The 14467-nt window shown below is 66.0% G+C and carries 13 protein-coding genes; 1 reads left to right on the top strand and 12 read right to left on the bottom strand.

Annotated features, from left to right (window positions below):
• Positions 1-22: 22 nt before the first annotated feature.
• From QX010_RS07220 to QX010_RS07170, 11 genes are all read right to left on the bottom strand, one after another.
• The gene (locus QX010_RS07220; RefSeq protein ID WP_316178943.1) at positions 23-382 is read right to left on the bottom strand and encodes a hypothetical protein; all 360 of its coding nucleotides are present in this window, start codon (positions 380-382) and stop codon (positions 23-25) included.
• Positions 383-485: 103 nt separating this feature from the next.
• Positions 486-1814 carry a serine--tRNA ligase gene (gene serS, locus QX010_RS07215; protein ID WP_315799821.1) on the bottom strand — a complete coding sequence of 443 codons (1329 nt, stop codon included), beginning with the start codon at positions 1812-1814 and terminating at the stop codon, positions 486-488.
• Between the two features lie 130 nt (positions 1815-1944).
• Positions 1945-2760 carry a twin-arginine translocase subunit TatC gene (tatC, locus tag QX010_RS07210; RefSeq protein WP_316178562.1) on the bottom strand — a complete coding sequence of 272 codons (816 nt, stop codon included), beginning with the start codon at positions 2758-2760 and terminating at the stop codon, positions 1945-1947.
• Positions 2757-3284: a Sec-independent protein translocase protein TatB gene (gene tatB / locus QX010_RS07205; protein WP_316178560.1), complete on the bottom strand. Its 528-nt coding sequence runs from the start codon at positions 3282-3284 to the stop codon at positions 2757-2759. The genes tatC and tatB overlap by 4 nt, the downstream gene beginning before the upstream one ends.
• Positions 3285-3396: 112 nt before the next feature.
• Positions 3397-3630 carry a twin-arginine translocase TatA/TatE family subunit gene (locus QX010_RS07200; RefSeq protein WP_006614346.1) on the bottom strand — a complete coding sequence of 78 codons (234 nt, stop codon included), beginning with the start codon at positions 3628-3630 and terminating at the stop codon, positions 3397-3399.
• Positions 3631-3909: 279 nt separating this feature from the next.
• Positions 3910-5007 carry an SMC-Scp complex subunit ScpB gene (gene scpB / locus QX010_RS07195; protein WP_316178558.1) on the bottom strand — a complete coding sequence of 366 codons (1098 nt, stop codon included), beginning with the start codon at positions 5005-5007 and terminating at the stop codon, positions 3910-3912.
• A 19-nt stretch (positions 5008-5026) separates the two neighbouring features.
• A complete protein-coding gene (locus QX010_RS07190; RefSeq protein WP_315751001.1) occupies positions 5027-5866 on the bottom strand; it encodes a ScpA family protein in 840 nt (279 codons plus the stop codon).
• Positions 5863-6891, bottom strand: a complete 1029-nt coding sequence (nagZ, locus tag QX010_RS07185) for a beta-N-acetylhexosaminidase (RefSeq protein ID WP_316178557.1) — start codon at positions 6889-6891, stop codon at positions 5863-5865. The genes QX010_RS07190 and nagZ overlap by 4 nt, the downstream gene beginning before the upstream one ends.
• A 42-nt stretch (positions 6892-6933) precedes the next feature.
• A complete protein-coding gene (locus QX010_RS07180) occupies positions 6934-8496 on the bottom strand; it encodes an SPOR domain-containing protein (protein ID WP_316178555.1) in 1563 nt (520 codons plus the stop codon).
• Between the two features lie 95 nt (positions 8497-8591).
• Positions 8592-10388 carry an arginine--tRNA ligase gene (argS, locus tag QX010_RS07175; RefSeq protein WP_316178554.1) on the bottom strand — a complete coding sequence of 599 codons (1797 nt, stop codon included), beginning with the start codon at positions 10386-10388 and terminating at the stop codon, positions 8592-8594.
• 8 nt (positions 10389-10396) lie between these two features.
• The gene (locus tag QX010_RS07170) at positions 10397-11563 is read right to left on the bottom strand and encodes a deoxyguanosinetriphosphate triphosphohydrolase (protein WP_316178553.1); all 1167 of its coding nucleotides are present in this window, start codon (positions 11561-11563) and stop codon (positions 10397-10399) included.
• 112 nt (positions 11564-11675) lie between these two features.
• On the opposite strand from QX010_RS07170, the gene erpA reads away from it, so the two are divergent.
• Positions 11676-12017 (top strand): iron-sulfur cluster insertion protein ErpA, encoded by a 342-nt coding sequence (gene erpA, locus QX010_RS07165; RefSeq protein WP_315711699.1) that lies wholly within the window; start codon positions 11676-11678, stop codon positions 12015-12017.
• Between the two features lie 17 nt (positions 12018-12034).
• Here the strand turns inward: erpA and QX010_RS07160 are convergent, their stop codons facing one another.
• Complete coding sequence (locus QX010_RS07160; RefSeq protein WP_316178551.1) at positions 12035-14350, bottom strand: ATP-binding protein; 2316 nt, start codon at positions 14348-14350, stop codon at positions 12035-12037.
• Positions 14351-14467: the final 117 nt, after the last annotated feature.

Below are 14467 nucleotides of genomic sequence, written 5' to 3'. Positions count from 1 at the left end.
AGCGCTCGCCGGCATCACCCGGTCAATGCCGGATCCGCCACTGCGGCAGGAACCTGGCGAGCTGCCCTCGTATGCCCAGCCTCAACGGTAGGCTGGACGTGCCGGATACGCCGGCTGCCTGCTGAGCAGGAGGCGCCGGCACTGCTGAAGGCTCGGTCGGCGGCACTGCTGCAAACCGGGCCCGCGCGACACTCAACGCCTTCTCGAAGTCGACCGGGTTGAACCAGGGCTGATCGCGCAGCGAGTCGTGCAGACCCTCGTCCCAGACCCTCGAGCAATCGACGTCGAACGCTCCCTTCAGGCGCTGATCGACCGCCTGGATGCCGGAGCCGGTGACGGCCCATTGCCGCCCGATCCAGAAAATATCCCGATGCAGGACCATGTTGCCGGTTTCTGAAAAGCAATTGCTGAACAGAACCGGAGGATACGACCCGCCGGCCGCCACGCAATGGCGGCGACCGGGGCGGATGCAATTTGCCGCGGCGCTATGGCTCGGCGGCCACCACCTTGAGGCCGCCCATATAGGGCTGCAGCACGTCGGGGACCGCGATCGAGCCGTCGGCCTGCTGATAGGTCTCCATGACCGCGATCAGCGCACGGCCGACAGCCGTGCCCGAGCCGTTCAATGTGTGCACGAAGCGCGGCTTGCCGTCACTTCCGCGATAGCGTGCATCCATGCGGCGCGCCTGGAAGTCGCCGCACACCGAACAGCTGGAGATCTCGCGGAAGGCGCCGCCATCGCCTTGCCCCGGCATCCAGACCTCGATGTCGTAGGTCTTCTGCGAGGAGAAGCCCATGTCGCCGGTGCACAGCGTGATGACGCGATAGTGCAGATCGAGCCGGCGCAGCACCTCCTCGGCGCAGGCCAGCATGCGCTCATGCTCGTCCTTGCTGGCTTCCGGCGTCGTGATCGAGACCAGCTCGACCTTGGTGAACTGATGCTGACGGATCATGCCGCGGGTGTCGCGGCCGGCCGCGCCTGCCTCGGCGCGGAAGCACGGCGTCAGCGCCGTGAGCCGCATCGGCAGCTCCTTCTCGTCGACGATGGACTCGCGCACGAGGTTGGTCAGGGCAACCTCAGCAGTTGGAATGAGTCCGAGCCGCTCGGTCTTGAGGCGATCATCCGGCTCCGCAATCAGCTCGCCCTTCACGGCCCAGAACTGGTCGTCCTCGAACTTCGGCAATTGTCCCGTGCCGAACATGACGTCGTTACGCACCAGCAGCGGCGGGTTGATCTCGGTGTAGCCGTGCTCGGTCGTGTGCAGGTCGAGCATGAATTGCCCAAGCGCGCGCTCCAGCCGCGCCAGTCCCTTCTTCAGGACGACGAAGCGCGCGCCCGACAGTTTTGCGGCCGCCTCGAAGTCCATGCCGAGCGGTGAACCAATGTCGTCATGCGGCTTGGGCGCGAACGCGTAGTTGCGCCTGGCGCCGAACACATGGCGCTCGACATTGTCGTGCTCGTCCTTGCCGTCGGGCACTTCGTCGAGCGGCAGATTCGGAATCGCTGACAGCTCGCGCGCCAGCTCCTGGTCGGCCTGCTTCGCTGCGGCCTCGAGCTCCGGCATCGTGGTCTTGAGCCTCGCGACCTCCTCCATCAACGCGCTCGCACGCGCCTCGTCCTTGGCCTTCTTGGCCTCGCCGATTTCCTTGGAAGCGGCGTTGCGCCGGGCCTGCGCCTGCTCGGACGCCAGGATCGCCGCGCGACGCCGCTCGTCGATGCCCAGCAGTTGCGACGACTGGGGCGACAGACCCCGGCGCGTCAGCGCCGCATCGAAACCTTGCGGGTTGTCACGGATCGATCTGATGTCGTGCATGGTCGTTCGGTCCTGGGAACGAAAGATGTCGGCGAGTCGCCGTGGATCACGGGCCGGCCTGCACTACCGCGAAAGGCGGCGGATGGGAACAGGCAACGCCCGGGATGGAGCCCGGGCTTGCGGGCCTGCCCTATTCCGCTGGCGTGGTCGGCAAGTTGCCGGAGCCCGACGAAGAGCCCGCCTTGGCCGCAGCCGCCTGCTTCTCGACGATGCCGACCGCGATGATCGCGCCCTCGTAGAGGGCCAGCAGCGGCAATGCCAGCGAGGCCTGGCTGAGCACGTCGGGCGGCGTCAGGACGGCCGCGATGATGAAGGCGATCACGATGAAATAGCGCCGCTTCTCCTTCAGCATCTGCGAGGTGACGATGCCGATCCTCCCAAGCAGGGTCAGGATGACCGGGAGCTGGAATGCGATGCCGAAGGCGAAGATCAGCGACATCATCAGCGACAGATATTCGCCGACCTTTGGCATCAACGCGATTTGCGCCGTCTCGGGGCCGCCGAGCTGCTGCATGCCGAGTGAGAAGCGCACGATCATCGGCCACACCGCAAAATAGACCAGCATGGCGCCGAGCACGAAGAAGACGGGGGTCGCTATCAGGTAAGGGAGGAAAGCATTGCGCTCGTGGCGGTAGAGGCCGGGCGCCACGAACTTGTAGATCTGCGTCGCAATGATCGGAAAGGAGATGAAGCCGGCGCCGAACATCGCCAGCTTGAGCTGCGTGATGAAATATTCGAGCAGCTGGGTGTAGATGAACTTGCTGTTCTCGGCACCTGCCACCCAGACGAACGGCAGCACCAGGATGTTGTAGATCTGCTTGGCGAAGAAGAAGCAGAAGATGAAGGCCACGCCGAAGCCGAGCAGCGCCTTGATCAGCCGCGACCGCAGCTCGATCAGGTGGTCCATCAACGGGGCCTTGCTGGCCTCGATATCTTCGACGGTCATGACGCTTTGGCGTCCTTCAGGCGTTCAGCTTCTGCTGACGCAGACATTTCGGGCTGCGGCTCGGGCTTGATTTCACGTACGATCGCCAGCGGCTCGCCCACCGGTTGATGAGCTTCAGCCTCCACGAAGGTCTCGGCCTGTGGCGGTTCGGGGGGCGTCGGGGTCATCAAAGGAGGCTCGGACGAAGCAGCGGCCGCGTCCGGTGCGGGCGCCGGCTCAGTAGGCTTGTCGATCCCCTCGATATCGAGAGCCTTGTCGACGTCGCGCTGCAACGAGGAGATCACGCCGGTCGGGGTGAAACCGCTGGCGGCCTCACGGACCTCGTCGAAACTCTTCTTGAGGTCGGCCATTTCCGCTTCGCGCATCGCCTCCTGGAACTGGCCCTGGAACTCCGAGGCCATCCGGCGCGCCTTGCCGATCCATTGCCCGACCATGCGCAGGACGCCCGGAAGCTCCTTGGGACCGATCGCGATCAACGCGACGACCCCAATGACGAGCAGCTCACTCCAGCCGATATCGAACATGAAACAATCCGCCTACGCGACGACGCCTCTGATCCCGCCTGCCCGGGCCTGCCTGAACAGGTCCCGGTGCCGTCCCTGCGGGGGCGCGCCGCCCGCGCCTTTCACGCGCAGATCAAACGGCTTTGCTGCCGACATCCGTGCGGGTGGCCGAAGGCGTGGCGCCATGATCGATCGACTTGACGGGCTCGGTCTTCTCCGGCGCCTTGTCGTCGTCCTGCATGCCCTTCTTGAACGCCTTAATGCCCTGCGCGACGTCGCCCATCAGATCGGAAATCTTGCCGCGCCCGAACAACAGCAGGACGACCGCGATCACGACGATCCAGTGCCAAATGCTAAGCGAACCCATCCTGCAACCCTCCAAACACCGGCGCAGCCTTCACCCGACTGCCCGTCGACGCTACCGCCGAAACCGCGTCATATCCATGGACTTGACCGCGACACTTCGCTTCTAGCATTCGATTGCGAAACAGCAACACGAACGCGGCCTAGCACCGGCCGAAAATAGCGCGCGGACAGCCCGATCTGGGCGGAAGGTAGGCGCCAACGCCTCCAAAAACAAGCACTTAAGGTCCGACAATTCGCGGCGGGACCTACGTAATAACGCGAGTGTTAACAGCTCCGACCACTAGTTTTGGTGCGGCGAGCCGTCCTCGTCGGTATCGCGATCGTGCTCGTCATCGGCGGCGTCGATCTCGTGGTCTGCCGCGTCGATCTCGGCCTCTGCTTCTGCCTCGTCCTCCACCTGAGCCTGAGCCTCGGCAGAAGTTTCGACGAGCTCGGTCACGGCCTCGTCCTCCTGCTCGAGCTCGGTCTCCTCGACGGCGAAGTCCAGCTCCGTCGTGTCGGTTTCCGCATCGGTGCCGGGCAGTTCCAGATCGCCAACGGCGACCTGCGACGAGGCGTCGTCCTGAACCGCGGTCTCGGCGGTTCCCATCTCGCCCTCGGCAGCCTCGGCCACGGCTGTCTCGGCTGCGACCGTCTCCATTTCCGCCGTTTCGGTCTCTGCCGCCTCAGCGTCGCCAGGTTCGGCCTCGACCGCCGGCGCAAGCGCCAGATCGAGGTCGCCCGGATCCAGCGGCTCCTCGTCCTCCCGGAGCGTCGGATCGTCCGATGGCGTCGGGACGGTGAAGCCGGTCGGCAGACGGGAATCCAGCAGGCCCGTGCCCTTCAGCTCTTCCAGGCCTGGCAGATCGCCCAGGGTCTCCAGGCTGAACTGGGCCAGGAACGCATCGGTGGTGCCGAAGGTCAGCGGACGGCCTGGGGTCTTGCGGCGCCCGCGCGGCTTGATCCAGCCGGTCTCCAGCAGAACGTCCAGCGTTCCCTTGGAGGTGACGACGCCGCGGATCTCTTCGATCTCGGCGCGCGTCACCGGTTGATGATAGGCGACAATGGCCAGCACCTCGATCGCCGCACGCGACAGCTTGCGCGTCTCGGTGCTCTCGCGCGTCATCAGCCAGGCGAGATCGCCGGCGGTGCGGAAGGTCCATTTGCTGGCGACGCGCACGAGATTGACGCCGCGATTGGCGTACTCCGCCTGCAGCTGCGCCAGTGCGGCCTTGATGTCGACACCTTCAGGCATACGCTTGGCGAGCGCGGCCTGCTCGAGCGGTTCGGCCGAGGCAAACAGGAGAGCCTCGAGGATGCGCAACTCTTCGGGGCGCGCCGCGGGCTCGATCGCGATCTCGTCGGGCTCTTCCATGCGCAGTTCCGCCAAGCTTGCCATGGCAGGGTCTCCTTGTTCGTTACTCAACCGTCAAGTCCGGCGCAGCCATGGCGCCGGGCTGGATCGGTGGACGCTTACGAAAATACAGCGGCGCGAACGCCTGCTTCTGGTTCAGCTCGAGCTTGCCTTCGCGAACCAGCTCGAGGACGGCCGCAAAGCTCGATGCGAAGACGGTGGCCTTCTGTGCAGGCTCGACGACGTAATCCAGCAGGTAGTCGTCGAGACATCCCCAGTCGTCCGACACCTCGGTCATGCCGACGAGCCGTTCGAGCGACGCGCGCGCCTCGGCGAGCGACCAGACGGTGCGCTTGGCCATATGAACGGACGTGACGACGCGCGACTGCCGCTGGATGGCATAGGCCGACAGCAGGTCGAACAGGGTCGCGGTGAATTTGGGACGACGGACCTCCGCGATGGCCTCCGGGTTACCGCGCGGGAACACGTCACGCTGGAACTGCGGCCGGTTCATCAGGCGATTGGCGGCCTCGCGGATCGCCTCCAGCCGGCGCAGCCGGTTGGCAAGTGCCGTGGCCATCTCCTCGGCGCTCGGACCTTCCTGCGCCGGCGGCTCGGGCAGCAGCAGGCGCGACTTCAGAAAGGCGAGCCAGGCCGCCATCACGAGATAGTCGGCGGCGAGCTCCAGCCGGATCTTGCGGGCGGCCTCGATGAACTGAAGATATTGGTCGGCGAGCGCCAGGATCGAGATCTTGGCGAGGTCGACCTTCTGCTGCCGCGCCAGCGCGAGCAGCAGATCGAGCGGGCCCTCGTAGCCCTCGACGTCGACGACCAACGCCGGCTCGGCCTCGGCCAGCTCCGTCGTGGGACGGCCGGTTTCAAACGACAGAATTTCAGCGGTCATGCGCTCGCGGGTCCCAGCCGGTTGATCAGGGCGTCGAGCTCGCCGCGCGCGGCGTCACGATCGAAGCCTGTGGGTGCCTTGCGCGCCGCAAGTGCACGATCGGCGCGGATCAGAGCCTGGCCGGCCAGCTCCGGCGTTTCCGCTGCGACGGCCTTCATTTCGTCGAGCTTGCCGTTGCAATGCAGAACCATGTCGCAGCCGGCCGCGACGATCGCGCGCGTACGCTCGGCGATCGATCCGGCCAATGCGTTCATGGAAACGTCATCACTCATCAACAAACCCTGGAACCCGATCCGTTTGCGAATCACCCGTTCGATCATTGTCGCAGAAGTCGTGGCCGGATGGGCGGCGTCGATCGCGCTAAACACAACATGTGCAGTCATCGCCATCGGGAGGTCGGCCAGCAGCCCGAAGGCGGCGAAATCGGTGGCGTCAAGTTCCGCTTCTGGCGCGTCCACGGTCGGCAGGCGGAAATGGGTGTCGGCGGTGGCCCGGCCATGCCCCGGAATGTGCTTCAGGACCGGCAGCACGCCGCCCTGCTCCAGCCCCTCCGTCACCGCCCGGGCAATTGCAGCGACCTTCGTTGGCGTCGTGCCATAGGCCCGATCCCCGATCACGGCATCGGCACCGGCGACGGGGACGTCGGCGAGCGGCAGGCAATCCACGGTGATGCCGAGCGCGATCAGGTCATCGGCGATCAGGCGGGCGCTGAGCCAGGCGGCACGGAGGCCTGCGGCCGAATCAAGGTCGTAGAGACGGTCGAACACCACGCCGGCGGGATAGGCCGGCCAATGCGGCGGCCCCAGGCGCTGCACCCGGCCACCCTCTTGGTCGATCAGAACGGGAGCGTCGGCGCGGCCGACGCAGGCCCTTAATTCCTCAACCAGTTCAGTCACTTGGGCGGGTGACTGGACGTTGCGCTTGAACAGGATGAAGCCCCAGGGCCTGAACTCGCGGATGAACGCGCGCTCGGCGTCGCTGAGATCCGGTCCGGAGATGCCGGTGATGAAAGCCCGCATGGTCATGCGGGCCGCATAGACCCCGCCTCGGAGGCGGTCAAGCGAGCCTTAATTGTTGCTAAACGGGAAACACTGTCCGCCGGCAGTTTTCAACGATCCGCACATCTTGTTGGCCTCTTCCTTCGTCGCGAAGGGCCCAACGGCCGCGCGGTACCTGACGCCACCCTTCTCACCCAGATCCATCCGCTTGATGATCGGCTCGTATTTGCCCAGTACGGCGCCGTACTTGTCCTGCACCGCCTTGTACGATGTCATCGCCTCGGCCTCGCTGGCCTGCGACGAGATCGAGACCAGATAACCGCCGGTCCGATCGTTCTGGGTCTGCTCGGTGACCGGCACGGCTGCGGCGATCCGAGCCGGCGCGCTCGCCGGCGCGGCCGGCTGCGGTGTCAGCGGCATCGGGCTGTCGTTGGCGGCCGACGCGTTGGCGTTGGCCGGCGATTTACGGCCCTTCGGCGTCGCCGCCGGTTTGGTTGGAGGCGTCGCAGGCATCGGCGGATCGACCGCGGCGGCCTGATTGCCTCCCGTCACGGACAGCGTCTTGATCGGACGCGGATCACTGTTGGGCAAAATGCCATTGGCATTGGCCATCTGCGACATCGGGGCCGCCCCGGCGCTGACCGGCGGCGGAGCCGCATTCTGGTTCATCTGCGGGAACACCACGCGCGGATTGCCGCCGCGGGTGTTCAGATCCATCGGCGTCTCCTCGCGGGACACCAGCTTCTCGCCGCCGTCATTGCCGAGCAGCCGATCCGGCACCTTCGGCGTCGGATCCTGCTGGGCCATGATCTTGGTCGGACTGTTGTCAGCGCGGATGATCGGCGGCTCGCCGGTCCGGCCGGACGAGATGTAGGTCTTGTAGCCGTAGGCGCCGCCGGTGCCGACCACCGCAAGGGTCAGCACCGCGAGCACGGTGCTCATGCCGCTGCGCCGCCGCGGCCGCTCCTCTTCCTCGCCTTCGTCGTAACCGTCCTGATAGCCGTATTGGCTGTCCTGGAAATCGTTTTCGCCCTGAAACCCCTGCTGTCCCGAGCCCATCTGCCCGAACAGCGCATCGTCATAGCGCGAGGAGTCCGGCTCATTGTCATCGAAGCCGTTGTCGCGGTTGTAGTCGCGATCATTCTCGGCGAACCCGTGGCGCGACTCGCCGACGCTGTAGTCGAGCTTGGACAACTGATCGGCGAACTCCGCGTTCGGATAACCCTGCTGCTGCCGGGGAGCGGGCGCGGGCGCGAAATCCTGATCAGGGAAGCCTGGCTGGCCGCGCGGATCCTGATAGCCCGCCGGAAAGGCCGGCGGTGCGGGCGCCGGCTGCGGCGGCTCGCGGCCCATGTCGGCGAAGGGGTTGGCGGCGGCAGGCTGGGCTCGCTGCATCCAGGCCGGGGCACCGGCCGAAGGCATGCCGGGGACCGGCTGTTCTGGCGCGGGCGCCGCGGGGCGCGCCATCGGCCGCGGCTGAGACTGCGGGGTGGCCCGGCCCGAGGCGGCAAAAGGATCGTTCTGCCCGATCAGGCGAGCGAGTTCGGCGAGCGGATCGGCATCGGCCTGCTGGTTTCCACCACGGCCAAAACCATCAGCGGGAAAGGGTCTGTCCTGGTAACGATCAGCCATCGTGATGAAGCGTCCCTGCGGGTGAGCCGCATATGCGTCCTAAGGCGGACCCTGCCAGATTGAGGCCCCCAACTGAAGTCGTGTGTTTCCCCCAATCAGCGCATTGCATCAGGAGCATTAACGCCCAAGATCGCAAGTCCCGACGCCAGAACCGAGACGACGCCCTGAACCATGGCCAAACGTGCCTTGGTCAATTCTGCATCATCATCGATAATGAAGCGTAAATAGGGCAAATCCCGCCCCCGCGTCCAGAGGGCGTGAAATTCGCTTGCAAGTTCATACAGGTAGAAGGCGATCCGGTGCGGCTCATGCGCCAGGGCCGCGCTCTCCACCGTACGTGGGTACAGTGCCAGGCGTTTCAAGAGGTCGTGTTCGGCCGAGTCGGAGAGTTTTTCGAGCTTGGCCTCGCGGAGGAACGCCAGCCGTGCCCCCTCCTCCTCCGGCAGCTCGGGCACGCTCTCCCGCGCATTGCGGAAGATCGAATGCCCCCGCGCGTGACCGTACTGGACGTAGAACACCGGATTGTCGCGCGACTGCTCGATCACCTTGGCCAGGTCGAAATCGAGCACGGCGTCGTTCTTGCGATAGAGCATCATGAAACGGACCGCATCGCGCCCCACTTCATCAACAACTTCCCGCAAGGTGACGAAGTCGCCGGAGCGCTTCGACATCTTCACCGGCTCGCCATTGCGCAACAGCTTGACGAGCTGCACGACCTTGACGTCGAGCACCGCCTGTCCGGCGGTCACCGCTTTCACCGCGGCCTGCATGCGCTTGATGTAGCCGCCGTGATCGGCGCCGAACACGTCGATGAGGTCGGCGAAGCCGCGCTCGAACTTGTGCCGGTGATTGGCAATGTCGGAGGCGAAATAGGTGTAGCTGCCGTCCGACTTGATCAGTGGACGATCGACGTCATCGCCATAGGCGGTAGCGCGGAACAGCAGTTGCTCGCGATCCTCCCAGTCCTCGGGCGGCGCGCCCTTCGGCGGCGGCAGACGGCCTTCATACACGTCGCCCCGCTCGCGCAGGAACTCGATCGTGTCGGCAACCTTGTTGGTGCTACCTGCGATCAGCGAACGCTCCGAGAAGAACACGTCATGACGGATGTTGAGCGCGGCGAGATCGTCCTTGATCTCGGCCATCATCATCGTGATCGCCTTGTCGCGTACGATCGGCAGCCACTCGGTCTCAGGCATGGCCTTGAGCTTGTCGCCGTGCTCGGCCGCCAGCGCCTGCCCGACCGGCTTGAGATAGTCGCCGGGATAGAGCCCATCCGGAATCGCGCCGATGTCTTCGCCGAGCGCCTCGCGATACCGGAGGAAGGCGGAGCGCGCGAGCACGTCGACCTGGGCGCCGGCGTCGTTGATGTAGTACTCGCGCGTGACGTCGCGCCCGGCGAACTGCAGCAGGCTGCATAGCGCATCGCCGAACACGGCGCCGCGGCAGTGCCCGACATGCATCGGCCCGGTCGGATTGGCCGAGACGTACTCGACGTTGACTTTCGGCGCGCCCGGCACCGGCGCGACGCGGCCGTAGGCAGCGCCTTCGCGCAGGATCGTGCCGAGCGCTTGCGCCCAGACGGTCGGCTGCAGGGTCAGGTTGATGAAGCCGGGCCCGGCGACGTCGACCTTGGCGACCAGCTCATCGGCGCGCAGGCGCTCGGCGATCTGTTCGGCGAGATCGCGCGGCTTGGCCTTCGCCTCCTTGGCGAGCACCATCGCGGCATTGGTGGCCATGTCGCCATGGCTCGGATCGCGCGGCGGCTCGACCACCACGCGCGAAAGATCGATGTCTTCGGGCCAGCCGCCCTGCTTGGCGATGATGGCACATACGGCGTGGACACGCGCGAGCATGTCGGCAAAAAGGTAAGGGGTGGAAGCTTGTTCGACCATGCCGCCGCCTAACGCAAATCCGGAGTCGAGTCAAAAAGCCGGTGGTGCTCGGTTAAGGCGAAACGGTCCGTCATTCCGGCGATAAAATGGCCGATGCGGCGAGCCCGATCGCCCTCGCCGTCGCAACCGTCCAGCCAGCCTGCGGGCAGCGTCGAACCGTCCTCATGGTAGCGGCCGTAGAGGTCGGCGACGATGCGCTCGGCGTCGCGCATCACCCGCATCACCCGCTCATGGCGGTACATCCGCTGCCAGAGAAACCCCTTGATGGTCGCCTCGTGCTCGGCGACATCGGCCGGAAATGCCACCAGCGGCCCGCTGTGCCGCCTGATGTCGTGAGGCGACATCGGCTGCGCCCGCGCGATCCGGCGCTCGGCCTCGGCGGCTACGGCTGCGATCAGATAGGAGATCAGCTCGCGCACCAGTTCGGCTCCGCGCCGGATCGGATCGAGCGCCGGATATTGGCGGTCGATCTCGGCGATCATCGCCGCGAGCAGCGGAATTTCCTGGAGGTCATCGACCGTGAACAGGCCGGCCCGCAGCCCGTCGTCGATGTCGTGGGCGTCATAGGCGATGTCGTCCGCGAGCGCCGCGACCTGGGCCTCGAGCGAGGCGTAGCTCCACAGCTCCAGGTCGAACCGGGCATTGAACTCGGCGATTCCCGGCGGGATCGGCTCCCGCAACGGCCCGTTGTGCTTGACGATGCCCTCGAGCGATTCCCAGGTCAGGTTGAGGCCGTCGAACTCCGGGTAGCGCTGCTCGAACGAGGTGACGATGCGCAATGTCTGGGCATTGTGGTCGAAGCCGCCATGCTCGGCCATGCAGCGGTTCAGCGCCCGCTCGCCGGCATGGCCGAACGGCGGGTGGCCGAGATCATGCGCCAAGGCCAGCGTCTCCGTCAGGTCCTCATCGAGGCCGAACTGGCGGGCCAGCGCGCGGGCGATCTGGGCGACTTCCAAAGAATGGGTCAGGCGTGTGCGGTAGTGGTCGCCTTCGTGGAAGACGAACACCTGGGTCTTGTGCTTCAGCCGGCGGAAGGCGGTCGAATGGATGACGCGGTCGCAATCCCGGCGAAAGGGGCTGCGGGTGCGGGACGGCGGCTCGGCGAACAGGCGGCCGCGGCTGCGATCGGGATCGCAGGAATAGGGAGCGCGGGGGGCAGCCATTCCGACCGACACGGGCGATTGTTCCTTTTGCGATTTGATTCCTCGGCGGAGCCCACTTAACTATGGGGAGTGCCCGCGACCAAATGAATAGGGCATGACGCACTGCTCTCGGAGACCTCCTGCCATGACTGATGCCTCGACCGGCCCCGTCACCATCAGCGAACGCGCAGCCCGCCGCATCGGCGAGATCCTCGGCAAGGAGAGCGCCGGCGCGATGCTGCGCATCTCGGTCGAAGGCGGCGGCTGCTCCGGCTTCCAGTACAAGTTCGACATCGACCGTGCCAAGGCCGACGACGACCTCGTCATCGAGCGCGATCGCGCCGTGGTGCTGGTCGATCCCGCCTCGGTGCCGTTTCTCGCCGGCTCGGAGGTCGATTTCGTCGACGACCTGATGGGCGCCTCGTTCCGGGTCAATAATCCCAACGCCACCGCCTCCTGCGGCTGCGGCACCAGCTTCTCGGTCTAGCTCCCCTCGTTATCGGCTCAGGCCTCCGCCGTCGCAGCCGGGACATCAGACGGCGCCAGTGCCGGCGCCTCGACGCTGGGCGCGGGCGTGCCGATTGCCTTCAGCATCGCCGCCACCATCGCCGGCTTGCGCAACGGCTTGGCCAGAAAGTCGGTCATGCCGGCCTCGCGGCACTGCTTGATATCGTCGGGGAAGGCATTCGCGGTCAGCGCGATGATCGGCAGCCCGGCCAGCCGTCCACCCTTGGCCCGAATGGCCCGGGTCGCGGTGATGCCGTCCATCTCCGGCATGCGAACGTCCATCAGCACCAGGTCGAACGCCTGTTCGTCGGCCGCCTTCACCGCCTGCAAGCCATCCGGAACGATGCATTTGTCGACCGGGAACTCCTGCAGCATCTTCGACACCACCATGCGGTTGGTGGCGTCGTCCTCGGCGATCAGCACGCGCAAGGGACGGCCGAGCGCCTCGATCCGCGCCTTGAGGTCGCCGGCACCGACCCGGTCGGCGCGCTGATCGGACACCTGCTTGTCACTCCACGGCAAGGTCAGGCTGAAGCGGAAGGTCGAGCCTTCGCCCTGCACCGACGACACCGCGATAACCCCGCCCATCTGCTCGATGATCCGCCGGGAGATCGCCAGACCGAGCCCGGTGCCGCCGAAGCGGCGGTTGATCGAGGCATCGGCCTGGGCGAAATCCGTGAACAGCTTGCCGACCCGATCGGCGGGAATGCCGATGCCGGTGTCGGAAACGCGCCACTCGATGGTCGCCTTCTGATCGTCGCGCGCGCGGCAGGCCACGGCGATGGTGATGCCTCCCTGCTCGGTAAACTTCACCGCATTGGAGGCGAGATTGATCAGCACCTGACGAATGCGCGCCACGTCGCCCTTGAGCGCCGGCGGCAGCTTCGGATCGATATCCGCGTTGACCAGCAGGCTCTTCGATTTCGCGTTGACGCCCATGATGGCAGTAACCGCCTCGACCAGCGCCGCCGGCGAAAACTCCACCGTCTCGAATTCGAGCTTGCCGGCGTTGAGCTTGGACAGATCGAGGATGTCGTTGAGGATGCGCTGCAGGTTGTCGCCGGACTCGCGGATCGTCATGACCGCATGACGCTGCTCGTCGTCGAGCTTGGTCTCCAGCAAGGTCGAAGCGAGCCCGAGCACGCCGTTCATCGGCGTGCGGATCTCGTGGCTCATCATCGCCAGGAAGTCGGACTTGGCGCGGCTTTCAGCTTCCGCCTGCTCGGCGCGCCAGCGCTCGGTGACGTCGCGGCCGAAGCCGCGATAGCCTGCGAACTTGCCCTCGTGATCCCGCGCCGGCCGCGCCGTCAGCGCCCAACGGCGGCGCTCGCCGCCGGCAACCACGACGTGGATCAGGATCTCCGGGATCGACAGCCGCTGCGCCATCCGATCGGCGAACGTCTTGAGCGTCGCCGTATCCGTCGGGCAGAGATATTTCAGCGTATCGATCAGCCGCTCGCCCTTGAGCTGATCGAGCGGAAGCTGGGCCACGTCGGCGAAGCGCTGCGGCGCGTCGATCAGACGGCCCTCGGCATCGGTCTGCCACAGCCAGCTCGCGGCGTTCTCCTGGAATTCCTTCAGAAGCAGCGAGATCGTCTCGTTCTGGCGCTCGTGCCGGATCTGCGCCTTCAGGTTTTCCAGGAACACGTTGCCGTGCGACACCAGGTGCCGCACCATGAACGAGGTGTAGAGCAGCAGGAACACGACGAGCACGAGATAGGTCGCGCCGCCGCAAAGAAAAAGCGAGCCGACCGAGGCGAGCATCAGGGTCCAGGTGTAGGCGAGACCAGCCCGCGGCACGCTCGACATCGCGAACGCGCCACCGGAGATCATCCCGGTCATCAGCGAGCCCACGATGATCTGCAGATGCGGATCGACCTGCGGCATCACGATCAGCGGCAGCGATCCCCAGATGGTCGCCAAGAAAAACGCCTGCAGCGTCATCCGGGAGGTGGCGCGTTCGGACGCCTCCTGCGGCCGCGACTTGCGCGCGCGCCACCAGCCGCGCAGCGCCATGCCGCCGGCCACGGCGATCGCGGCGCCCCACGCGAAGAGAAAGAGATTGGAGACGGTGTTCCAGAACACGCCGAGGATGATGGCGGCGTTGGCGAAGTTGATGCCGATGGTCACGGGGACGAGGCGCGCGACGGCATCGACCTGCCGCGCGCGGATGCGCCGGCGATCGCGCTCGGTCAGCGCTTCGTCGTCGAGACCTTCGATGGCCCCGAAGCCGCCGATCCAAAGGAAGAAGGCCCCCAGCGGGCTGCCGCCGGCCGTTCGCTTCGAGCGCGTGGGATCCCCAGGCCAATTCATGAGCGCGCAGAACCTTCCTTGTGATCCCTTGCCATGCCTGATCGGCTGCTTCAGCCGCGTTAATTGTCCCGCCCGTAGAATTACGGAACCTCCGAATGCGCGCGCTGACAGGGCTGG

The organism is Bradyrhizobium sp. SZCCHNRI1009 (assembly GCF_032487575.1).
Lineage (GTDB): Bacteria > Pseudomonadota > Alphaproteobacteria > Rhizobiales > Xanthobacteraceae > Bradyrhizobium.
The sequence above is the reverse complement of the archived record's forward strand: the minus strand, read 5'-3'. Positions and strand labels throughout refer to the sequence as shown.